Here is a 20,569-nt window from a genome sequence, read left to right as displayed (position 1 = left end):
TCCGACACCGGAGGAATCCCATGGAGATCAAGGTTCTCGGCCCGCTCGTGGCCGAGTCGGGCGGCACATCGGTCGTCCCTAGCGCCGGCAAGCCCCGGCAGATACTGGCGCTTCTGTCGGTCTACGCGAATCAGGTCATGCCCGTGCCGACGCTGATGGAGGAGATCTGGGGCGCGGACATGCCGCGCAGCGCTCTCACCACGCTGCAGACCTACATTCTGCAGCTGCGCAGGCTGATCGCCGGTGCGCTCGGCCCGGACAGCACCTACACCGCTCGTGAGGTGCTCGCCACCCGGCACGGCGGCTACCTCCTCGAAGTCACGCCCGGTGCGGTGGACGTGCACGAGTACGACCGCCTGGTGGCCACCGGGCGGGGTGCGGCAGAGCGCGGCGACGACGAGACGGCGGCCGCGCTGTACCGCGAGGCGCTCGGCATGTGGCGCGGTCCCGCGTTGGTGGACGTGCGGCTCGGCCCGCTGCTCGAGATCGAGCTCGTCCGCCTGGAGGAGAGCAGGCTCGGCGTCCTCGAACAGCGGATCGACTCCGATCTGCGCCTCGGCCGCCACATGAATCTGCTCGCCGAACTCACATCGCTGACGGCCCGTCACACCCTGCATGAAGGGCTGCACGCCCAGTGCATGGTGGCCCTGTACCGGTCAGGCCGGCAGTGGCAGGCGCTGGATGTGTACCAGAACCTGCGGCGCGGACTTGCCGACGAGCTGGGGCTCGACCCGTCGACCCGGCTGCAGCAGCTCCACCACGCGGTCCTGTCCGGTGACCCGGCGCTGGACTCGCATCTGGCCGGACGCCGCCCGGTGCTCGACCTCTTCGCCGCCTGAGCGGCGCGGGCAGCACGGACTGCCCGGGCACCGACCCGTCCGGACCCCGCTCTCCCCACAGGGCGGGGTCCGACGCGTGCGCGGCTCGATCCGGCCTCCAGCCCGGGGACGCACAGTGCCCCCCATCTTCGCCAACGACACTGGGGGTTACCTTGCGAGTCATCGATCTGTCGTCGCCCGTGGATGCGGCCGGCTGGGAGCCGGATCCGATCGTTCACGAGATCATGACGCCCGCCGAGGGCGCCACGCACATGGCGGCGGAGATGAAGAAACACTTCGGCCTCGACTTCGATCCGGCCGACCTGCCCGGCGGTGAGCTGCTGTCCCTGGACACTCTCACCCTCACCAGCCACACGGGCACCCATGTGGACGCGCCGTCGCACTACGGCTCGGTGGGCGAGTACGGCAGGCCTCGGCACATCGACGAAATGCCGCTCGACTGGTTCCTGCGTCCGGCCGTCGTCCTGGATGTCAGCGATGTCGGCATCGGCACCATCGGTGTGCAGCGCATCGAGAAGCAGATCGCCGCGATCGGGTACACGCCGCAGCCGCTCGACATCGTGATGCTGCACACCGGAGCATCGGAACACGCGGGCACGCCCCGGTACTTCACCGACTTCGCGGGCCTGGACGGCGCGGCCACCGACTATCTGCTCGACCTCGGCGTACGGGTCATCGGCACCGACGCCTGGAGTCTGGACGCTCCCTTCGGGCACATGATCAGAACCTTCCAGGAGACCGGCGACAAGTCGGTGCTGTGGCCCTCGCACTTCGCGGGCCGCCGGCGCGAGTACTGCCAGGTCGAACGGCTCACGCAGTTGGACACCCTTCCCACGCACGGGTTCCGGGTGTCCTGCTTCCCCGTGAAGATCGCCGGTGCGGGGGCGGGCTGGACCCGGGCCGTCGCCCTGATCGACGAATGAGAGATCCCGGCGCGACGGACACGGACGGCGGGACGGGCAAGGACACCGTGGCGCCCTGGCTGTTCTGCTTCCATCACGCGGGTGCCGGGATCTCGGCCTTCGCGCGCTGGCAGAAGGTGCTCGGCGACGCGGCCGAGGTGGTACCCGTACTGCTGCCGGGCCGCGGGCCGCGGGCCAAGGAAGACAGAATCACCGATGTCAGCGAGCTCATGAACGAGCTGCGGGAACTGATCACCCCGCTGCTCGACCGTCCGTACCTGCTGTACGGGCACAGCCTCGGCGGTCTGGTCGCCCACGCGCTGACCCGGACCATCGAGGACGACGGGCTGCTGCCGCCGGCCCGCCTGGTGATCGGCGCGGTGCCGCCCCCGCATCTCCGCAACCCGCTGCTGCGCGGCGCCGGCCTGCCCGACTCCGAGCTCCTGGACCTGCTGGTGGAGCTGGACGCGGCGCCGGCCGAGGCCGCCGGACGGGACAGCTCGCTGTGGCGGCGGCACGTGATCCCGGCGCTCCGGGACGATCTGCGGCTCGGTGAGGCGCTCTGCCGGGTCAACGCCGACATGGCGGTGGGCACCCCGCTGCTGGCGCTCGCCGGCCGGGACGACCCCATCGCGCCGCTGACCGACATGGCGGAATGGGCCGACTACTCGGTCTCCCGCTTCCGTCTGCAGACGCTGCCCGGCGGCCACTACTTCGTACGGGAACTCATCGTGCCCGAGCTGCTGCGCGAGGTGGCGCTCGAACTGCGGGAGGCGTTCCAGCCGGAGTACCGGGACGAGTCGAGCGTGCGTCAAGAGGACGGGACAAGACTCCTGCCAACAGCGGACCTATCAGAGAGGTGACGCAGCCGTGCTGCATTCTCCCGGGGCGAACCCCCATGGCCTTCGCATCGAGGGGGCCAGGTGAGCCGACGCGTAGTCATGACCGGAATCGGTGTGGTCGCCCCCGGTGGCGTCGGCACCAAGGAGTACTGGGCCCTGCTCACCGCGGGACGCACCGCGACCAGGGCCGTCTCGCTCTTCGACGCGTCGGCGTTCCGCTCGCGGATCGCGGCCGAGGTCGACTTCGACCCGGTGGCGTCCGGGCTGACCGAGGAGCAGTCCGAACGACTGGACAGAGCAGCGCAGTTCGCTCTGGTGGGGGCCCGTGAGGCGGTCTCCGACAGCGGTCTGGACATGGCGGGCCTCGACCCGTTCCGTACCGGTGTCACCATCGGCAGCGCGGTCGGGGCCACCACGGGCCTCGACTACGAGTACGCGGCGGTCAGCAACAACGGCGCCGAGTGGCTCGTCGACCACGAGCGTGCCGTCCCGCACCTCTACGACTACTTCGTGCCCAGTTCCTTCGCGGCCGAGGTGGCCTGGGAGTTCGGCGCGCAGGGCCCGACCGCTGTGGTCTCCACCGGCTGCACATCGGGTCTCGACTCGGTCGGTCACGCCGTCGAGCTGATCCGCGAGGGCAGCGCCGACGTCATGATCGCCGGGGCGACCGAGGCGCCGATCTCGCCGATCTCGGTGGCCTGCTTCGACGCCATCAAGGCCACGTCGAACCGCAACGAGGAGCCGGAGACGGCTTCCCGCCCCTTCGACAAGTCCCGTAACGGGTTCGTCCTGGGTGAGGGTTCCGCCGTGTTCGTCCTGGAGGAGTACGAGCAGGCGGTGGCCAGGGGCGCGCACATCTACGCCGAGATCGCCGGGTTCGCCTCGCGCTCCAACGCGTACAACATGACGGGCCTGCGCGCCGACGGCGCCGAGATGGCCGAGGCCATCGGTGCGGCTCTCGCCGAGGCCGGGATCCCCGGCACGGACATCGACTACATCAACGCACACGGCTCAGGGACACTGCAGAACGACCGGCACGAGACCGCCGCGTTCAAGCGCAGCCTCGGTGAGCATGCGTACGCGACACCCGTCTCGTCCATCAAGTCGATGATCGGGCATTCGCTGGGCGCCATCGGCTCCCTGGAGATCGCCGCGTCCGCGCTGGCCATCGAGCACGGCATGGTGCCGCCCACCGCGAATCTGCACGAGGCCGACCCCAAGTGCGATCTCGACTACACGCCGGTCCACGCCCGCAAGCGCGACATCAGCACCGTCCTGAGTGTGGGCAGCGGCTTCGGCGGATTCCAGAGCGCGATCGTGCTCACCAAGCCCGAGCGGAGGAAGACGGCATGACGAGCGAGCTCCTGGAACGGCCCGCGCTGAGGTCCGGAACTGCTGTGTTCACCGGGATCGGTGTCGCGGCCCCCAACGGCCTGGGCACGGAGGCCTGGTGGCGGGCGACCGTCGCCGGCGAGAGCGGCATCCGCCCGGTCTCCCGCTTCGACGCCTCCGGCTACCCGGCCACGCTGGCCGGCGAGGTGCCCGGCTTCGACGCCGAGGAGCACATCCCCAGCCGGCTGCTTCCGCAGACCGATCACATGACCCGGCTCGCCCTGACCGCCGCCAAGGAGGCCCTCGAGGACTCCGGCGCCGACCCGGCCGAGATGCCGACGTACTCGGCCGGCGCGGTGACCGCTGCCTCCGCCGGCGGCTTCGAGTTCGGCCAGCGCGAGCTCCAGGCCCTGTGGAGCAAGGGCGGTCAGCACGTTTCGGCGTACCAGTCCTACGCATGGTTCTACGCAGTCAACACCGGCCAGATCTCCATCCGGCACGGGCTCCGTGGCCCGAGCGGTGTCCTGGTCACCGAGCAGGCCGGCGGTATCGACGCCGTGGCCCAGGCACGCCGCCAGCTGCGCAAGGGCAGCAAGCTCATCGTCACCGGCGGCGTGGACGGCGCGGTCTGCCCCTGGGGCTGGACCGCGCAGCTCGCCGGCGGCCGGATGAGCACGGTCCCCGACCCGGCCCGCGCGTTCCTGCCGTTCGACTCCGCGGCGTCCGGTTATGTCGCGGGAGAGGGCGGCGCGATCCTCGTACTGGAGGACGCGGAAGCGGCGCGTGAGCGCGGCGCCCGGATCTACGGCCAGTTGTCGGGCTACGCGGCGACCTTCGACCCGGCGCCGGGCCGGGGCGGTGAGCCGGGCCTGCGCCGGGCAGCCGAACTCGCCATCGCCGAGGCCGGACTCACCGCATCCGACGTCGATGTCGTCTTCGCGGACGCGTCCGGTGTACCGGATCTCGACCGCCAGGAGGAGGCTGCGCTCTCGGCGCTGTTCGGCCCCCGGGGTGTCCCGGTCACGGCTCCGAAGACGATGACGGGGCGGCTTTCGGCGGGCGGGGCTTCACTCGATCTCGCGGCGGCGCTGCTCTCTCTCAGGGACGCGGTGATCCCGCCGACCGTCAATGTCACCGACCCGTTCGCCCCCGACACGCTCGACCTGGTGACCACGGCCCGCCGCGGACCGGTCCGCACCGCCCTGGTGCTGGCGCGCGGAACCGGCGGCTTCAACGCGGCGGCTGTGGTGACCGCTGCCCACTGAACTCCACCTGGTGTGGACAACGTTGTTCTCCGACTTATTGCGAGAGGCGAATTACATGAATCTCAAGGAACTGACCACCCTGCTGCGCGAGTGCGCCGGTGTCGGCGAGGGGATCGACCTCGACGGCGACGTACTGGACGTGCCGTTCGACGACCTGGGCTATGACTCGCTCGCGATTCTCCAGGTGACCGGGGTCATCGAGCGGGACTACGCGATACAGCTGTCGGACGACACGGTGGCCGAGGCCTCGACGCCCCGGATACTGCTGGAGTTCATCAACGAGTGCCTGTCGTCCACCGCGAAGGCCGCGTAGTCTCCCCGCCCGCACAACGGCCACCCGTCCCCGCCCGGGGATGCGGTGGCCGTTGTGCTGCCCGGTGGCCCACCGCGCGCGGGTGTGCGCATCGTGTGTGCCGCGCGCACCCCGGTGAACGCGCACGGTGGTGAACACGCACGGCGGCCCGGTGAGCACGCGCGACCGGCCCGGTGAACACACGTCGCGGTGAACACGCCCGCCGGCGACCACGCACCCCCGCGGGCGCACAGGGAAGTGCCCGCACACCGGGGGAATCGTGTGCGGGCACCGGCTCTGTGCGGGACGGTCAGATCAGGTCGTCCCTGGTGATCTGCCGGTCCTCGATCTGCCAGGCGCCGTCCACCCGGACGATGCGGTCCTGGCACAGCGTGCTGGCCTTGATCTCGGGGCGGCCGCCGCGCGGGGTCTCGATGACCAGCGCGTAGCAGCGGGCATTGACGACTCCGTCGGTGACGCCCTCCACCGAGACCATGCCCAGCCAGTGACGGCGCTGGACGCCGGCCGCGGCGTACGCGTCGGTCGCGGCCTGCGCCGCCGCGGTGATGGCCGCACGGCCGACGGCCGGGACGGGCTGGGCGTTGGCGGCGAATACGCCGTCCGCGGTGAAGGTGTCGGCCCATTCCTCGACCCTGCCGTCGTCGAGCAGATGCATCTGCTGCGCGTAGTACTGCTGGATCTCCGTGTACAGCGCGGCGGTCGGGGCGGTCTGCGGCAGCTCGGTGACGCTCATGGGGGTCCTCTCCTCCTGGGTCCTTCTGCACCTAGAGGCTGGCGCCGGTCACTTGATCCCCGCTGGTGGGCGGCTGGGGCAGGCACCGAAGGCACCGCTTCCAGCCCGGCTCGACAACCGTTCGAGTGGGGCTCGGCATTTTGGGCGCGTACACCTACTCATTGAGGAGATTCGTATGACTCAGCCCAAGGACGCGAGCGAGCGCCGGGTCGCGCTCATCACCGGTGCGACCAGCGGTATCGGCCTGGCGTCGGCGCGGGCGCTGGCGGGGGCGGGGCTCGCGGTGTTCATCTGTGCCCGCAGCGCCGAGTCGGTGGAACTCACCGTCAAGACGCTCCGCGAGGAGGGCCTCGACGTCGCCGGCACCACCGCCGACGTTCGCAGCCCGGAGTCGGTCAAGGCGCTGGTGGCGGCAGCGGTGGAGACGTACGGGCGCATCGACGTGCTCGTCAACAACGCCGGCCGCAGTGGCGGAGGTGTCACCGCGGATGTCTCCGACGAGCTGTGGGACGACGTCATCGCCACCAACCTCAACAGCGTCTTCCTCACCACCCGTGAGGTCCTCAACCAGGGCGGCATACGGGAGCGGGGCTGGGGCCGGGTCATCAACATCGCCTCGACCGCCGGCAAGCAGGGTGTGGTGCTCGGCGCCCCCTACTCGGCGTCCAAGCACGGTGTCGTCGGCTTCACGAAGGCGCTCGGCAACGAGCTCGCGCCGACCGGGATCACCGTGAACGCGGTCTGCCCCGGCTATGTCGAGACGCCGATGGCGCAGCGCGTACGCCAGGGATACGCCGAGGCGTACAACACGTCCGAGGACGCGATCCTCTCGAAGTTCACTTCCAAGATCCCGCTCGGCCGCTACTCCACCCCGGAGGAGGTCGCCGGTCTCGTCGGTTACCTGGCCACCGACACCGCCGCCTCCATCACCGCGCAGGCGCTCAACGTCTGCGGCGGCCTCGGCAACTTCTGAGCCCGACGGCTCCCGCGCACCCCACCCAGCAGAGAAGGAATGTCCCGTGTCAGTGACCGGAACCAAGCACCACACCCTCCACAGCGTCGCCGTCGCCGCCCCTGCCGGGGTCGTGTACGGCATCGTCGCCGACGTGGCGAAGTGGCCGCAGTACTTCGCCCCCAACGTGCATGTCGAGCACCTCGAGCAGGACGAGTCGAGCGAGCGCATCCGGATCTGGGCCACCGCCAACGGCGCCGTCAAGAACTGGGTTTCGCGCCGCACCTTCGACGCCGAAGGGCTGCGGATCGACTTCCGACAGGAGGTCTCCGCTCCGCCGGTCGCCGGTATGGGGGGCGCCTGGGTGGTCTCCCCGGTGGACTCCGGGACCTCCCTGCTCGAACTCCACCACGACTTCGCGGCCGTCGGCGACGACCCGGAGGGCGTCGAGTGGATCAAGGCCGCGGTGGACCGTAACAGCGCTGCGGAGCTGAACAACATCAAGGAACTCGCCGAGCAGCACGCCGAGCTGGACGAACTCGTCTTCACCTTCGACGACACCGTCCACATGAAGGCGGACGGCGGCGACGTCTTCGACTTCCTCAACCGGGCGGACCTGTGGCCCGAGCGGCTGCCGCACGTGGCCCGCCTCGATCTGACCGAGGACGAGCCGGGTGTCCAGGTGATGGCCATGGACACCAGCACGGCGGACGGTTCGGTGCACACCACCGAGTCGATCCGGGTGGTCTTCGCCCCGGACCGCATCGTCTACAAGCAGACCACCGTGCCGGGCCTGATGACCGCGCACACCGGCCGCTGGACCGTCGTCCCGGCCGGGGACGGTGTCGATGTGACCTCGCGCCACACCGTCACGCTGAAGCCGTCCGCCGTGGAGAAGTTCCTGGGCGAGGGCAAGACCGTCGCCGACGCCCGTGCCTATGTGCACCGTGCGCTCTCCACCAACAGCACCAACACCCTGAAGCTGGCCCGCGGTTATGCGGAGGCGCTCCGTGGCTGAGTCCCTTCCCGAGGTGCCGGACCGGCTCGATCAGCTCCTGTCGCGGGGCGCGGCCGCCCATCCGGCCCGCCGCGCCGTGGTGACCGATGACATCGAGCTGGACTACGCCACGCTCGATGCCCGGGTGGACACCGTGGCAGCCGCGCTGCAGGGACTCGCCGCCGAGCCGTCGGTCGTCGCGGTCGGTTCCGTACTGCACCCCGACTTCGCCGTCGCGTACTACGCGGCCGTCCGCGCCGGACACACCGTGGCCGTGGTCAATCCGCTGCTGCGCGAGGACGATCTGCTCCATGTGCTCACGCTGAGCGGCGCCCGGGTCGCCCTCGTCGACCCCGCCCTGAACACCCGGCTGGAGCAGGTCCGCGACCGGCTTCCCGAGCTGCGCGACGTCGTCCTCATCGGCGCCGGCACCGACGGCCTCGCCGGGCTCACCGCCGGGGCCGCGCCGGCCCCCGTGGACAGCGGCCCGCAGGACACCGCGGCCCTCCAGTTCACCAGTGGCACCACCGGCCGGCCGAAGGCGGTCCGGCTCAGCCACCGCAATGTGACGGTGAACGCGGCGCAGATCGCCCGGGCGCACCGCCTCGACAGCGAGACGGTCACCCTCAACCACCTGCCGACGTACCACCCGATGCACCTCAACTCGGCGATCGCCGCCGGCGCCACCCAGGTGCTGTGCGCATCGCCGGAACCGTACGCGGCGCTGATGACCGCCAACCGGCACCACGCGACCATCCTCTACAGCCTCCCGGTGCGTCTCGCCCGGCTGGCGGCCGACCCGGACCTCGATTCCGTACCGATGACCAGCGTGCGGAGGATCGCGTCCGGCGGATCGGGGCTTCCGGTCCCGGCCGCCAGGCGGCTCTCCAAGCGGTTCGGCATCCCGGTCTTCCAGGGATACGGGCTTGCCGAGACCTCGCCGCTGACCCACAGCGACGACCCGGACAACCCGGTGCACGGCTCGGTCGGCACCCCGGTCGCCGGGACGCGGTGCCGGATCGCCGACATCGACACCCGGGCCGTGCTGCCCGCCGGCTCGGTCGGTGAGGTGCAGCTGTTCGGTCCACAGGTGATGCAGGGCTACGTCGGCGGTCCCGACGGCACGGGTCTGGAGCCGGACGGCTGGCTGAGCACCGGCGACGTCGGCCGGATCGACGAGGACGGACGGCTGTTCCTGGTGGACCGGCTCAAGGACGTCTTCAAGTGCGACAACTTCCTGGTGGCCCCGTCCGACGTGGAGCGGGTGCTGCGCCGTGACCCCCGGGTCGCGGACGTGGTCGTGGTCGAGGTGCCCGATGTCACGCACGGGGCGGTCGCCGGCGCACTGGTGGTCCTCGCCGGGACCACGCTGCCGGACGACCTCCCGGACATCGTGGACAAGGCCAACGAGGCGCTGCCGTACTACCAGCACACCCGGGATGCCATGACGCTGGACAGCATCCCGCGGTCCGGCAACGGCAAGGTGCAGCGCCGCCATCTGGCAGAAATCCTGACGAACCGTCAGCTTGTTCGCTGACCGAGGAGAGGCCCGCATGTCCTTCACCGTCATCAACACGTTCACGCTCAAGGACCCCGCGGACGCCGCGGCGTTCGAACGCCGCTTCCTCTCCCATGTGGAGTGGATGCGTTCCCAGCCGGGCTTCCAGGCGCACCAGGCGGTCCGTTCCGCCGACCGCCCGGATGTGTACGTCAACCTCGGCTGGTGGGAACGGCCCGAGGACTTCCAGAAGGTGCTCGCCAGTGCGACCTTCCAGGAGCACGCGGAGGAGTTCCATCTGATCGTCGACGTCGAGGCGGACCCCTCGATGGGCCTGGTGCGCACGGACGGCGTCGCGGGTGAGCCCGGGGACGCCCTGTTCGTCGACTTCTTCACCGTGAGCGGCGACACCGAAGCCTTCGTGGGCGCCTATCGCGCGTACGCCGCGGCCGCCGCGGCGGTGGACGGCTTCGTCGCCGCCGACCTCGCCACCTCGCTGTTCGCCCGGCCCGGCGGATTCACCGCGGCCACCCGCTGGCGGACGGCGGAGGCCGCCCTCACGGCGACCCAGCTGCCCGCATACGCGGCCGTCGCCGCGCTCGCCGATGTGCGCACCGTGCCCGCCTCCCATGTCGCCGGAAACCGCGCGGAGTTCGCGCCGGCCGGCGCCTGACCGGCGCGGCAGCAACCCCTCCCCGGAGGGACAGAAGGGATTCGCCATGGAGTACCGCCGTCTCGGCGCTTCCGGACCGGTGGTGAGCCGCGTCGCCTTCGGGAACTCGCTGACCGCGGGCAACCAGCTGGAGGACCGGGCAGCCACCGCCTGTGTACGGGCCGCGCTCGACGCGGGCATCACCACGTTCGACACCGCGGACGCCTACGCAGGGGGCCGGGCCGAGGAACTCCTCGGCCGGGCCCTCGGCGGGGTGGACCGTGATTCCGTCGTGATCTGCACCAAAGTGGGCAGGGGCGGAAAACCGGGCCCCGGCGCGCTGTCACGAGCCAGGATCGCCGAAAGCCTGGACGGTTCGCTGCGCCGGCTCGGCACCGGGCACATCGACCTGTACCAGGCTCACCTGTACGACGACTCGACGCCGCTCGACGAGACCATGCGGGCCTTCGCCGACGCCGTGGCCGCCGGCAAGATCCGCTACGTCGGGGTCTCCGAGTGGGCCGCAGACGAGATCGCACGCGCGGCCGTGCTCGCCCGCGAGCTCGGCATCCCGCTGGTCGCCAACCAGCCCCAGTACTCGATGCTGTGGCGGGTCATCGAGGCCGAGGTGGTCCCGGCCTGCGAGGAGTCCGGCATCGGGCAGATGGTCTGGTCCCCGCTGGCCGGCGGCGTACTGACCGGCAAATACAAGCCGGGCCTGCGGGCACCGGCCGGATCGCGTGCGGTGGCCGCCAAGGGCGGCGAGATCTCCATCCAGCGCTACAGCTTCCTGTCCGACGAGGTCCTGAGCGCCGTCGAACGCGTCGGCGCGCTGGCCGACGAGGCCGGACTGACACTTCCTCAGCTGGCGCTGGCCTGGGTACTGCAGAACTCGCAGGTCGCCACGGCGGTGATCGGCGCATCCGCACCCGAACAGATCGGGCGCAACCTCGCCGCCGCCGGGAAGACCCTCGGCCCCGAACTGCTCCGCCGCATCGACGACGCACTCGGCGCCGTCGTGGTCCGCGACCCCGGGCTGACCCTGAGCCGGATGCTCCGGGCCAGGGCGGCCACCGCCGCGTCGTCCCCCGCCACCCCCATCTCCTCCCCCGCCATCCTCTGAGAGGTACTGCTGTGAGCACTTCCACGACCGACAGGGAGATCCACCGCACCCGCGCCGGAATCGACGTCGACGCCCCGGCGGAGTCCGTCTACCGGGCGCTGACCGATGTGTCCGGGTGGCCGGTGCTCTATCCCTGGATCGCACACACCGAGGTCGTCTCCCGGGACGGTCAGGACGACGAGGTGAAGTTCTGGGCGGTGCGCCCGGGGCCGGAGGGCGGGCTGCGCATCTGGACCTCCAGGCGCACCCTCGACCCGGATGCGCTGCGCATGGACTTCACGCAGCAGGGTTCGGTCGGCCCGATCAAGGAACTGGGCGGCACCTGGGACTTCCTGGCGCGCCCCGACGGGGGCTGCCGGGTGGAGTCGGGGCACTGGTTCACCACCGACGCCGACCCGGCGGAGACGGCCGGCGAGCTCGACCGGCACGGCGGCCTCCAGATGCGCACCCTCAAGTCGCAGACGGAGCACAGGACCGCGCTGACCTCCGATGTCATCCGGGTCGAGGACAGCGCGGTGTTCACGGGCACGGTGGCCTCGGTGCACGCCCGGCTCCTGGACACGCTGCCGGCGCGGGACAGCGACGAGAGCGCCTGGTTCGGCGCCGTCGACGGCGTCCGGACCGTGCAGATCGGGCACGGCGGGCACACCCTGGTACAGAAGCTGCTCACCCCGCCCGACCCGGCCGCGCTGTACCGGCGCCGGTGGCGCATCACCGAGGCGCCGGGCGGCGTCCTGGTGACGGCGGACGTGCTGGCGGTGGCGTCGGCCGGCCAGGAACGGGTGACCGAACTGGCAGCCGCGGACGTGCTGTCGGCGCTCGCATCGGCCGGGCAGCGATGACCGCCGCAGCCGAGGAGCTGACAGCGGCGCCCGCCGATTCGGAGGACCGCTCGGAGGTGTGCATCGTCGGGGCCGGCCCCGCCGGTCTGACACTGGCGCTGCTGCTTCTGAAGTCCGGGCTGCGGGTGACGGTCGTGGAGCGGTCCCGATCCCATCAGCGGGAGTTCCGCGGCGAGATCATCCAGCCGGGCGCCATGACGGTCCTCGACCGGCTCGGGGTGCTCGCCGGGGCCCGGGAGCGCGGCTGCCACGAGCACTCCCGTTTCCGGCTCCTGGAGCAGGACCGGGTGCTTCTCGACATCGACTACCGTGCGCTGCCCGCCCCGTACGACCATCTCCTCTCCATCCCCCAGTCGCACCTGCTGACCGAACTCCTGCTGCACTGCGCCAGGTTCGCGGACTTCCGCTATGTGGACGGCTGCCGGGTGAACGGGCTGCTGCGGGACGAGCAGGGCCGGATCACCGGGGTCACCGCCGACGGCCACACCTTCCACAGCAAGGTGGTGGTCGGCGCCGACGGGCGGTTCTCGAAGGTGCGCAGGCTCGCCGGGATCGAGGCCGGCCGCAGTGAGGCGTTCGACCAGGACGTGCTCTGGTTCAAGCTGAAGAAGGACGCACCCGACGCCGCACACGACGTGCGGGTGTTCAGGAGCAGGGGCACCAGCCCGGTGCTCGCTTACGGGTCCTGGCCGGACCGGATACAGGTCGGCTGGACGCTGCCCCACCAGGGCTACAAGGCGGTCGTGGCCCAGGGTCTGGGGCATGTGAAGGAGCAGCTGGCGAAGGCCGTACCGGCCTACGCCGACCTGATCGACGACCAGATCACATCCCTTCGCGACCTCAGTCTGCTGGATGTGTTCTCCGGCCGCGCCGAGCGCTGGGCCGACGACGGCCTGGTCCTCATCGGCGACGCCGCGCACACCCACAGCCCGATCGGCGCGCAGGGCATCAACCTGTCCGTGCAGGATGCGGTCGTCCTGCATCCGCTGCTGGTCGAGGCATGCGCTCTCGGGGACACGAGCGCCGCGTTCCTGTCCCGGTTCGAGGAGCGGCGGTCGCCGGACATCGCGACGATGATGCGGATCCAGGGCATCCAGAGCAAGGCGATGCTCTCGACGGGCACCTTCGCGACGCGCGTGCGCCCGAAGCTGGCGGCCGTCGTCAAGCACACGCCGCTCTACGGCAAGGTGCTGCGCACGATCGCCTTCGGCAATCCGTCGGTGGCGGTGGCCGAGGAACTCTTCTCCGGCCGCTGAGCCCATCACCCGCACAACGCGGCACAACGAGAGGCGGGCCGGGTCCTGTGGACCCGGCCCGCCTCTCGTTGTGCGCCGGTCAGACGGCCGCCACCTCGGTGCGGGCGGAGTCGACGACGGCCGTGAAGAGGCCGCCCTTGACCTCGGCGTGCACCGCCATGGTCTTGGCGTCGGCGGCCATCTCAGGACTCTGCAGGACCGGCAGGTAGGCCTGGGGGCCGCTCCACCAGCCGATGTTGACGTACGCGCTGGTCTCCCGGTTGGAGTGCACCAGCTGGTGGCCGAGGAAGCCGTCGTGTCCCTTCACGAAGGAGAGGTGGCCGAGGAACGAGCTCTCGAAGGCCTGCTGATCGGCGCCCTCCCGCAGAGTGAACGTGGTCAGCGCGACGGCCGCGTCGGCCGACGGCACGGCGAGGTCGCCGATCCCGTCCGCCGCGGTCTCGCCGGCCAGCACCGGGCCGTGCACGCTGGTGATCGAGGCGAGGTAGACGAACCGGCTGCTGACGGCCGTGAAGAACTGCCAGTCGCCGACGACCGTGCGGTGCGCGTCCGCGTCCCGCCACCAGGTGAGGATGACGAAGGAGTCGGGCTCCCTGATGCCGCGCAGCAGCGCGGTGCGCAGCAGTCCGTCCTTGGTGGAGACGGCCTGCTTGTACTTGCTGTACGCCTTCTCGAACTCCGCGCCCTTGGTCTTGTGCTTCTCCTTGAGGACGAAGTGCGCGACGGCGACGACGGGGGTGTTCGGCTCGCTCATGGGGTGGGCCTTCCGCTTCTTCGGATGGAGGTGCTCGGGATGGACGTGCTGGGAACGTGCTTCGGGCGGTTCGTCACGCGGAGACCGGCTGGGGCCGGTCCGCGTAGGCGTGTACGTACTTGTCGAGGACCCCGCGGTAGTAGCCGGGGCCGAAGCCGAGCCCGTACACCGGTGGGACGAGACGGCAGAGCTTGTCGATCGAGACGGGCTGGGCGCCGGAGGCCTCCACATAGGACTTCTCGGCGCTGGTGCCGAGCAGGCCCTCCATGTGCGTGACGATGTCCTCGATGCGCGGCGCGTGGCCCGACGCGACGTTGACCACGTCACGGGTGCGGCCGTCGACGAGCAGCGTGTGCACGATCTTGATGACGTCCTCGACGTCGATCAGGTCACGCTGCGCCCCTCGGTAGACCTGGAGTCGCCCGGACACCAGCTGCCGGACCAGGGCGGGCAGCAGCTGGTGCGCCGGCTGGTTGAAGCCGACGACGTGCGACAGGCGCAGGATCAGGTACTCGACGTTCGAGGACTTGACGACCGCTTCGAGGGAGAGCTTGTGGCGGCCGTAGAGGGTCGCCGGGTAGACCGGGCCGTCCTCGCGCCCGGGCGAGGCGTCGGGCACCGAGTACATTCCGGCGGACGCCGTCGAGAAGAACACCAGGCGCTTGCCGTGTTTCTCGCAGTACCTCAGTACCTCGTACAGGCGGGCGGACTCCCGGGTGTACTGCTCGGGCGGGATGTCACCGGCGGCCGAGACTCCGGCGGCCAGCGCCACCACATCGGGGTGGTGGTCGCCGATGCCTGCCAGGTGTCCGGCCAGGAAGCCCCTGCCTACTATCTCCATGGGGTGTGCCAACTCCTTTTGTGGGGGGCGCGGTTCAGGAAGCTGTGGCCGGAGCAGGCTGGGCCGCCCAGGCGGGGATCTCGAGGATTTCCAGGACGGCGGTGGTGATGGTGTAGCCGGCTCCGCCGCCGTAGAGCATCACGTGGTCACCGGCCTTCAGAGCTCCGGTGAGCAGCAGGTTCTCCAGCCCGGCTGCCCAGTCACCGGCGCCGATGTGGCCGCTGCGGCGGGCGAATTCCCAGGTGGTCTCGGATTCGTCGACGCCGAGCAGATGGTGGATCTGGTACGGGCCCTTGATCCGCCCGGTGGACGGGATGATGACGTACGCGATGTCGTCCATTTCCAGGCCGGCGTCGTCGAGGACGGCCTGTTTGGCCTCCTGCATCACCTTGCCGAAGCGGATGTTGGTGAGGGTCTCGTCACTGACCGCCTTCTGGGCGTCACCGCGCGCCGTGAGGTCGATCTGGCGCTCGGCGGCGCGGGAGACCGGGCCGAAGGTCTCGTCGCCGCGGGCCATCGGCTCCAGCGAGTTGTCGGCGATGGTCGCCGTGGCGACGAGCCGGGCGAAGCCTCGTTCGGTGGAGAGGACGGTGGCCGTGGCGCCGTCGGCGTAGGCGTTGCCATGCCGCAGCTGCCAGCGGTTGGCACCGGGGCCGCCGAAGCGGTCGGCGGTGGTGAGCATGACCGCGCTGCCCTTGCCGTAGCCCACCCGCAGGTGGGCGGCGGCCAGGTCGAGCCCGCTGATGCCGATGTTGCAGCGCTGCTGTACATCGAGTCCCGGCACGGTGGCGCCGACGGTCCGCTTGGCGATGTAGGAGGCGGCCGGCCAGATGTCCAGGCCCTGGAACCAGGTGCTGCCGTGCAGCAGCAGGGAGTAGGCGGACTTCTCAAGACCCGAACGCGCGTGTGCGGTTCGCCCGGCGGCCACGGCCATGTCCGGCGGCGCCGTCCAGCCCTCGTCGGCGCTCTCCCTGGCGATCCGCACGGACTCGTACCCGAAGTCGTCGATCCACTCCTGGCCGCATTCCCCGGCCGCGACAGCTTCGGCGACCGGGACGGGGTCGGGCAGCCAGCTGCCCAGACCGGCGACATAGATCTCGTTCCAACGCATCCAGCTACTCCCCTGTTCGGCGGTTCCGGCGATTCCTTCGGGCACGCGGCATGGGCCCAAAGGTCGCCACCGGCTCTCGAATAGGACTTGAGTACGGCCGGGGGATCACCGCACGACGGCGGCTCGAGCGGGATTCGAGCGGCGGCCGTCACGCTGTGGCCCATAACCGAACGGGCTGCCCATCGGGCTGCCCCCGCCCCGATTCGGAGACCCGTCGTGCGCATCCTGTTCACCGCCCATGCGGGCAAGTCGCATCTGCGTCTGCTGATACCTCTGGCCCAGGCCGCCGTCCGGGCCGGGCACACCGTTGCCGTCGCCGACGACGAGTCCATGCGAGCGGAGAGCGTGAGCTACGGGCTCCGGTTCTTCCCGGCCGGCGTGGACTGGGCCAAGGACCCCTTCTGCGTCGAGGCCATCGCGCTTCCGCTGTTCCGCGGCGACCAGGAAGCGTACGAGGACGGTCTGGTCGACTGTGTGCTCGGCCCGCCCGCTCTCGTCGCCGCCCGGGACATCCTGCGCATCGCCGAGGAGTGGCAGCCCGACCTGATCGTCCGTGAGGGCGAGGAGATGGGCGGCTACCTGGCCGCCGAGGCGCTCGGCATCCCGCATGTCGCGGTGGCCGGCGGCTCCACCCATCTGCTGCCGCCCGCGGTGACGCACCAGCGGCTGAACGCACTGCGCGCCGAACTGGGACTGCCCGCGGACCCGGCCGACAACACCGCCTACAAGCACCTCCTGGTGAGCTGGCTTCCGGCCCGCTGCACCGGCGACGACCTGGACCCGCGCACACTGCGCCACTACCGCCAGACCGTCCCGTACCGCAGCGACGACAAGGTGCTGCCCTGGCTCGCCGGGCTGCCGGAGGACAAACCGGTGGTGTACGCGTCGATCGGAACCATGGCGCCCTCGATGCCGTGGCAGTCCAACGACCTGCTGCACGCCGTGATCGAGGCGGTGTCCGGCATCGACTGCACCGCCCTCGTCTCGATCGGCGTGGGCCGCGACCCTGCGGAGTTCGGCCCGGTGCCCGCCCATGTACGGCTGCTCACCGAGTGGGTGCCGCAGGACGTGCTCCTGGAGACCGCCGACGTCTTCGTCACCCATGGCGGCCACAGCAGCATCCGTGAGGGACTGCGCAGCGGCATCCCGATGCTCGTCACCCCGATGTACGACGACCAGCCGCATTCGGCCGAACACTGCGCCGAGATGGGCAACGGCATCAGCCTGCCCTCCTACTGGGCCACCGGAGAAACCGTCGGCGAGGAGTTGCGGAAGCTGCTGACCGACCCGGCGTACCGGCAGCGGGCGGCAGCCGTTCAGCGCGAGATCCTCGCCACCCCGCCGGTCGAGCAGCTCGTCGCCGACCTCGAAGAACTCGTAGCCGCCACGGCGGACCAGGAGGAGACATGCGCGTCCTAGTGACGGCCCTCGTGCCCAGCCACCTCGTGCCGATGGTGCCGCTGACCTGGGCACTCCGGGCTGCCGGGCACCAGGTTCTGGTGGCCGGCGACAAGGACCTCGTGTCGTTTGCCGCCGCCGCCGGTCTGGACACCCGTCTGGTCGGCGGCGGCGAGACCCGGCAGCGGCTGACCAGGCCCGGGGCCGTGGCGATGCCCGACCGCGCGGCGATGGACCAGCGGGCGGACTCCGAGTGGGACGCGGTCGGCGAACGCTGGCGCACCCGGCTCGGCGGCTACATCGACGACCTGGTGCGTCTCGGCCGGGTCTGGGAGCCCGACCTGGTGATAACCGACCCGGTGGAGTTCGGCGGTCTCGCCGTAGCGGGTGTACTCGGCGTGCCCGGCATCGTCCACCGCTGGGGGCCAGACGACTTCACCAGTCCGCTGCTGGCCCGGGCCACGGTGCAACTCCACGACCTGTGCACCGGTTTCGGCGCCGACGGCTTCCCCGACCCGGCGCTGATCATCGACCCGAGCCCGGCGTCCCTGCTGCCCGGTGGCGACAACACCCCTGGTCTGCTGTCGCGTTACGTCCCGTACTGCGGCACCGCCGAGCTGCCCGACTGGGCGGTGGAACGTCCCGGCCGGCCGAGGGCGCTGCTGTGTCTCGGCATGTGGCACGGCAGGGTTCTCGCCGAGACCGGTGAACTGCCGCTCGGCTTCCGGCACGTGCTCGACGCCTGCACCGAGGAGGGCGTCGACGTTCTCTTCCCGATCGACGCCGTGTACCACTCTGCGCTCGACGGCATCCCGTCGTCGGTCAAGGTCGTCGACCGCTTCCCGATCGGGCCGCTGATGCGGCACACCGACGTCGCCGTCCACCACGGCGGCAGCGGAACGAGCATGACCTCCTTCGCATCGGCGGTACCGCAACTGGTACTGCCCGGCGACAAGCCGTTTCTTCAGACCACCGGCCGGCTCGTACAGGAGTCCGAGTCCGGGCTCAGCCTCGCCACCGAGGCCGAACAGCACGACCCCCGTCGTGTCAGGGAGGCCCTGGCGGGCCTGCTCGGCGACGAGCGTCACGCCAAGGCCGCACGGGAGATCCGTGCGGAGATCGAGAACCTGCCGGCCCCCGCGGACCTGGTCAACACCTTGGAAGGGCTGATCTGACATGCGTTCACTCACACAGGAAAGGGAACAGGTGCCACCCCCCATGGCAGAACAACACGGCCCGCCCGCGGTCGTTTTCCAGGGCGTCGTCAAGGAGTACGGCAGCGTCCGCGCGGTCGACGGAATCGACCTGACGATCGCCCGCGGCGAGACGGTCGCGCTGCTCGGCCCGAACGGCGCCGGCAAGTCGACGACGATCGGGATGCTCCTCGGTCTCTTCCCGCCGGACCAGGGCACCATCGAGGTGTTCGGCAAGAAGCCCGAACTCGCCATGCGAGCGGGCCACCTGGGAGCCATGCTCCAGGAGGGGAAGATGATTCCCCGGGTGTCGGTACGTGAGCTGGTCGACTTCGTGCGCCAGACCTACCGCAAACCGCTGCCGCTCAAGGAGATCCTGCAACTCGCCGAGCTCACCCAGCTCGCGGACCGCAAGGTGGACCGGCTGTCCGGCGGCCAGGCCCAGCGGGTGCGCTTCGCCCTCGCCCTGGCCGGCGACCCGGACCTGGTGGTGCTCGACGAGCCGACGGCCGCACTCGACGTCGAGTCGCGGCGCGACCTGTGGGCCGCCATGCAGCGCTACGCCGAGCGTGGCAACACCGTGCTGTTCTCGACGCACTACCTGGAGGAGGCCGACGACAGCGCCGACCGGGTCGTCGTGATCGCCTCCGGTCGGGTGGTCGCCGACGGCACCACCTCGCAGATCAAGTCCATGATCGAGGGCCGTACGGTCAGCTTCGTGCCGCGCGGTGCGTCCCGCGACGGCTTCGACCTCCTGCCGGGGGTCAGTTCCGTGGAGCACCACGGCGGCCGGATCCATCTGCGGACCAGTGACTCCGACTCGACGGTGCACGCACTGTCGCGTGCCGACGCCTTCACCGATCTGGAGGTGTCCGGTGTCGGCCTGGAAGAGGCCTTCATCGCACTGACCCACCAGTCGCGCCACGCGCCCGCTCCGGAAGGGCAGACCACCTGATGCTCGGATACATCCGTCTCGAAATCCTGCGGCTCGTCCGCAACGGCGGCTACCTCATGATGAGTCTCGTCATGCCGGTCGGCCTCTATGTCACCCTCGCGGGGGGCGGCCCGGACCAGGAGTCGCTGATGCGGTCGATGGTCGGCGCTGCCGCGTTCGGCGCGCTCGGCGTGGTCATCACCAACGGCACCGGCATCGCAGAGGACCGTTCGCTCGGCTGGCTGCGCCAGCTGCGGCTCACACCGCTGTCGCCCGTGCAGGTCGTCATCGCCCGCGGCGCCGTGGCCACCTGCCTCGGCATCCTGCCCATCGTCGTGATCGGCCTGATCGGGAAGTTCTACCGGGGTGTCGACCTCGGCCCGGGCACCTGGCTGGAGATCTTCCTGCTGCTCTGGGTCGGCATCGCCCCGCTCGCCATGCTCGGCATCGGCATCGGCTATCTGTTCAAGGCACAGCTCGCACAGATCGCCGGCACCGTCTCGTATCTGACGCTGACGCTGCTCGGCGGCCTGATGATGCCGACCGACAGCCTGCCCAAGTGGCTGCAGCCGCTGTCCACCGAGACGCCGGTCTACCGGTACGCCCAGCTGTCCTGGGACGCGGCGGCGCATTCCGCGCCGAGCGGCACCGGGCTCGGTGTACTCGCCATCTGGACGGCGCTGTTCGCCGCCTTCGCGGCCTTCGCCTACCGCAGGGGCGGCCGCCAGGCCTGACCGGAACCGGCAGCCGCAGTACCTCTTGAGGTGCCCGCAGGGACAACTCCCTGCGGGC

Annotated in this window: 21 protein-coding genes; 17 read left to right on the top strand and 4 right to left on the bottom strand. The window is 70.6% G+C overall.

What is annotated here, in order from left to right; translation table 11 throughout:
- Window positions 1-20: 20 nt before the first annotated feature.
- From OHS16_RS21400 to OHS16_RS21375, 6 genes are all read left to right on the top strand, one after another.
- A complete protein-coding gene (locus tag OHS16_RS21400; RefSeq protein ID WP_328538837.1) occupies window positions 21-839 on the top strand; it encodes an AfsR/SARP family transcriptional regulator in 819 nt (272 codons plus the stop codon).
- 152 nt (window positions 840-991) lie between these two features.
- Window positions 992-1,762 carry a cyclase family protein gene (locus OHS16_RS21395; protein WP_328538836.1) on the top strand — a complete coding sequence of 257 codons (771 nt, stop codon included), beginning with the start codon at window positions 992-994 and terminating at the stop codon, window positions 1,760-1,762.
- A complete protein-coding gene (locus tag OHS16_RS21390) occupies window positions 1,759-2,604 on the top strand; it encodes a thioesterase II family protein (protein WP_328538835.1) in 846 nt (281 codons plus the stop codon). Before OHS16_RS21395 ends, OHS16_RS21390 begins: the two co-directional genes overlap by 4 nt.
- A gap of 60 nt (window positions 2,605-2,664) precedes the next feature.
- On the top strand, window positions 2,665-3,936 hold the full coding sequence (locus tag OHS16_RS21385; protein WP_328538834.1) for a beta-ketoacyl-[acyl-carrier-protein] synthase family protein: 1,272 nt from the start codon (window positions 2,665-2,667) through the stop codon (window positions 3,934-3,936).
- Entirely contained in the window at window positions 3,933-5,180 is a 1,248-nt protein-coding gene (locus tag OHS16_RS21380; RefSeq protein ID WP_328538833.1) for a ketosynthase chain-length factor, read from the top strand. The genes OHS16_RS21385 and OHS16_RS21380 overlap by 4 nt, the downstream gene beginning before the upstream one ends.
- Window positions 5,181-5,235: 55 nt before the next feature.
- Window positions 5,236-5,493, top strand: a complete 258-nt coding sequence (locus OHS16_RS21375) for an acyl carrier protein (RefSeq protein ID WP_328538832.1) — start codon at window positions 5,236-5,238, stop codon at window positions 5,491-5,493.
- 289 nt (window positions 5,494-5,782) lie between these two features.
- Here OHS16_RS21375 and OHS16_RS21370 read toward each other — a convergent pair whose 3' ends face one another.
- Entirely contained in the window at window positions 5,783-6,226 is a 444-nt protein-coding gene (locus tag OHS16_RS21370; protein WP_328538831.1) for a nuclear transport factor 2 family protein, read from the bottom strand.
- 175 nt (window positions 6,227-6,401) lie between these two features.
- On the opposite strand from OHS16_RS21370, the gene OHS16_RS21365 reads away from it, so the two are divergent.
- Genes OHS16_RS21365 through OHS16_RS21335 form a run of 7 tightly spaced genes read left to right on the top strand, consistent with a single transcriptional unit; the run spans window position 6,402 to window position 13,546 of the window.
- Complete coding sequence (locus OHS16_RS21365; protein ID WP_328538830.1) at window positions 6,402-7,199, top strand: SDR family NAD(P)-dependent oxidoreductase; 798 nt, start codon at window positions 6,402-6,404, stop codon at window positions 7,197-7,199.
- A gap of 46 nt (window positions 7,200-7,245) precedes the next feature.
- Window positions 7,246-8,196, top strand: coding sequence for an aromatase/cyclase (locus tag OHS16_RS21360; RefSeq protein ID WP_328538829.1), 951 nt, complete (start codon window positions 7,246-7,248; stop codon window positions 8,194-8,196).
- Entirely contained in the window at window positions 8,189-9,712 is a 1,524-nt protein-coding gene (locus OHS16_RS21355; protein ID WP_328538828.1) for a class I adenylate-forming enzyme family protein, read from the top strand. The genes OHS16_RS21360 and OHS16_RS21355 overlap by 8 nt, the downstream gene beginning before the upstream one ends.
- Before the next feature lie 16 nt (window positions 9,713-9,728).
- Window positions 9,729-10,346 carry an antibiotic biosynthesis monooxygenase family protein gene (locus tag OHS16_RS21350; RefSeq protein ID WP_328538827.1) on the top strand — a complete coding sequence of 206 codons (618 nt, stop codon included), beginning with the start codon at window positions 9,729-9,731 and terminating at the stop codon, window positions 10,344-10,346.
- A 46-nt stretch (window positions 10,347-10,392) separates the two neighbouring features.
- On the top strand, window positions 10,393-11,448 hold the full coding sequence (locus OHS16_RS21345; RefSeq protein WP_328538826.1) for an aldo/keto reductase: 1,056 nt from the start codon (window positions 10,393-10,395) through the stop codon (window positions 11,446-11,448).
- Window positions 11,449-11,459: 11 nt separating this feature from the next.
- Window positions 11,460-12,290, top strand: coding sequence for an aromatase/cyclase (locus OHS16_RS21340; RefSeq protein WP_328538825.1), 831 nt, complete (start codon window positions 11,460-11,462; stop codon window positions 12,288-12,290).
- Window positions 12,287-13,546: an FAD-dependent monooxygenase gene (locus tag OHS16_RS21335; RefSeq protein WP_328538824.1), complete on the top strand. Its 1,260-nt coding sequence runs from the start codon at window positions 12,287-12,289 to the stop codon at window positions 13,544-13,546. Before OHS16_RS21340 ends, OHS16_RS21335 begins: the two co-directional genes overlap by 4 nt.
- Window positions 13,547-13,625: 79 nt before the next feature.
- Here OHS16_RS21335 and OHS16_RS21330 read toward each other — a convergent pair whose 3' ends face one another.
- The 3 genes from OHS16_RS21330 to OHS16_RS21320 all read right to left on the bottom strand — a co-directional run bounded on the left by OHS16_RS21330 (window position 13,626) and on the right by OHS16_RS21320 (window position 16,252).
- Window positions 13,626-14,300 (bottom strand): antibiotic biosynthesis monooxygenase family protein, encoded by a 675-nt coding sequence (locus tag OHS16_RS21330; protein WP_328538823.1) that lies wholly within the window; start codon window positions 14,298-14,300, stop codon window positions 13,626-13,628.
- 73 nt (window positions 14,301-14,373) lie between these two features.
- Entirely contained in the window at window positions 14,374-15,141 is a 768-nt protein-coding gene (locus OHS16_RS21325; RefSeq protein ID WP_328538822.1) for an NAD-dependent epimerase/dehydratase family protein, read from the bottom strand.
- 34 nt (window positions 15,142-15,175) lie between these two features.
- Window positions 15,176-16,252, bottom strand: coding sequence for a ketoacyl-ACP synthase III family protein (locus OHS16_RS21320; RefSeq protein WP_328538821.1), 1,077 nt, complete (start codon window positions 16,250-16,252; stop codon window positions 15,176-15,178).
- 216 nt (window positions 16,253-16,468) lie between these two features.
- Between OHS16_RS21320 and OHS16_RS21315 the strand changes: the two genes are divergently transcribed.
- From OHS16_RS21315 to OHS16_RS21300, 4 genes are read left to right on the top strand one after another with little or no spacing between them, the layout of a single operon-like run.
- Window positions 16,469-17,671: a glycosyltransferase gene (locus tag OHS16_RS21315; protein ID WP_328538820.1), complete on the top strand. Its 1,203-nt coding sequence runs from the start codon at window positions 16,469-16,471 to the stop codon at window positions 17,669-17,671.
- Window positions 17,659-18,825 carry a nucleotide disphospho-sugar-binding domain-containing protein gene (locus tag OHS16_RS21310; RefSeq protein WP_328538819.1) on the top strand — a complete coding sequence of 389 codons (1,167 nt, stop codon included), beginning with the start codon at window positions 17,659-17,661 and terminating at the stop codon, window positions 18,823-18,825. The genes OHS16_RS21315 and OHS16_RS21310 overlap by 13 nt, the downstream gene beginning before the upstream one ends.
- Before the next feature lie 43 nt (window positions 18,826-18,868).
- A complete protein-coding gene (locus OHS16_RS21305; RefSeq protein ID WP_328538818.1) occupies window positions 18,869-19,798 on the top strand; it encodes an ABC transporter ATP-binding protein in 930 nt (309 codons plus the stop codon).
- The gene (locus tag OHS16_RS21300) at window positions 19,798-20,511 is read left to right on the top strand and encodes an ABC transporter permease (protein WP_328538817.1); all 714 of its coding nucleotides are present in this window, start codon (window positions 19,798-19,800) and stop codon (window positions 20,509-20,511) included. The genes OHS16_RS21305 and OHS16_RS21300 overlap by 1 nt, the downstream gene beginning before the upstream one ends.
- The last annotated feature ends 58 nt before the right edge of the window (window positions 20,512-20,569 follow it).

The sequence above is a fragment of the Streptomyces sp. NBC_00344 genome, from assembly GCF_036088315.1.
Lineage (GTDB): Bacteria > Actinomycetota > Actinomycetes > Streptomycetales > Streptomycetaceae > Streptomyces.
The sequence above is the reverse complement of the archived record's forward strand: the minus strand, read 5'-3'. Positions and strand labels throughout refer to the sequence as shown.

Coding starts and splice junctions, on each gene's coding strand:
- OHS16_RS21400 (WP_328538837.1), top strand. CDS start 21: ATGGAGATCAAGGTTCTCGGCCCGCTCGTGGCCGAGTCGGGCGGCACA.
- OHS16_RS21390 (WP_328538835.1), top strand. CDS start 1,759: ATGAGAGATCCCGGCGCGACGGACACGGACGGCGGGACGGGCAAGGAC.
- OHS16_RS21380 (WP_328538833.1), top strand. CDS start 3,933: ATGACGAGCGAGCTCCTGGAACGGCCCGCGCTGAGGTCCGGAACTGCT.
- OHS16_RS21375 (WP_328538832.1), top strand. CDS start 5,236: ATGAATCTCAAGGAACTGACCACCCTGCTGCGCGAGTGCGCCGGTGTC.
- OHS16_RS21370 (WP_328538831.1), bottom strand. CDS start 6,226: ATGAGCGTCACCGAGCTGCCGCAGACCGCCCCGACCGCCGCGCTGTAC.
- OHS16_RS21365 (WP_328538830.1), top strand. CDS start 6,402: ATGACTCAGCCCAAGGACGCGAGCGAGCGCCGGGTCGCGCTCATCACC.
- OHS16_RS21350 (WP_328538827.1), top strand. CDS start 9,729: ATGTCCTTCACCGTCATCAACACGTTCACGCTCAAGGACCCCGCGGAC.
- OHS16_RS21345 (WP_328538826.1), top strand. CDS start 10,393: ATGGAGTACCGCCGTCTCGGCGCTTCCGGACCGGTGGTGAGCCGCGTC.
- OHS16_RS21335 (WP_328538824.1), top strand. CDS start 12,287: ATGACCGCCGCAGCCGAGGAGCTGACAGCGGCGCCCGCCGATTCGGAG.
- OHS16_RS21330 (WP_328538823.1), bottom strand. CDS start 14,300: ATGAGCGAGCCGAACACCCCCGTCGTCGCCGTCGCGCACTTCGTCCTC.
- OHS16_RS21325 (WP_328538822.1), bottom strand. CDS start 15,141: ATGGAGATAGTAGGCAGGGGCTTCCTGGCCGGACACCTGGCAGGCATC.
- OHS16_RS21320 (WP_328538821.1), bottom strand. CDS start 16,252: ATGCGTTGGAACGAGATCTATGTCGCCGGTCTGGGCAGCTGGCTGCCC.
- OHS16_RS21310 (WP_328538819.1), top strand. CDS start 17,659: ATGCGCGTCCTAGTGACGGCCCTCGTGCCCAGCCACCTCGTGCCGATG.
- OHS16_RS21305 (WP_328538818.1), top strand. CDS start 18,869: ATGGCAGAACAACACGGCCCGCCCGCGGTCGTTTTCCAGGGCGTCGTC.
- OHS16_RS21300 (WP_328538817.1), top strand. CDS start 19,798: ATGCTCGGATACATCCGTCTCGAAATCCTGCGGCTCGTCCGCAACGGC.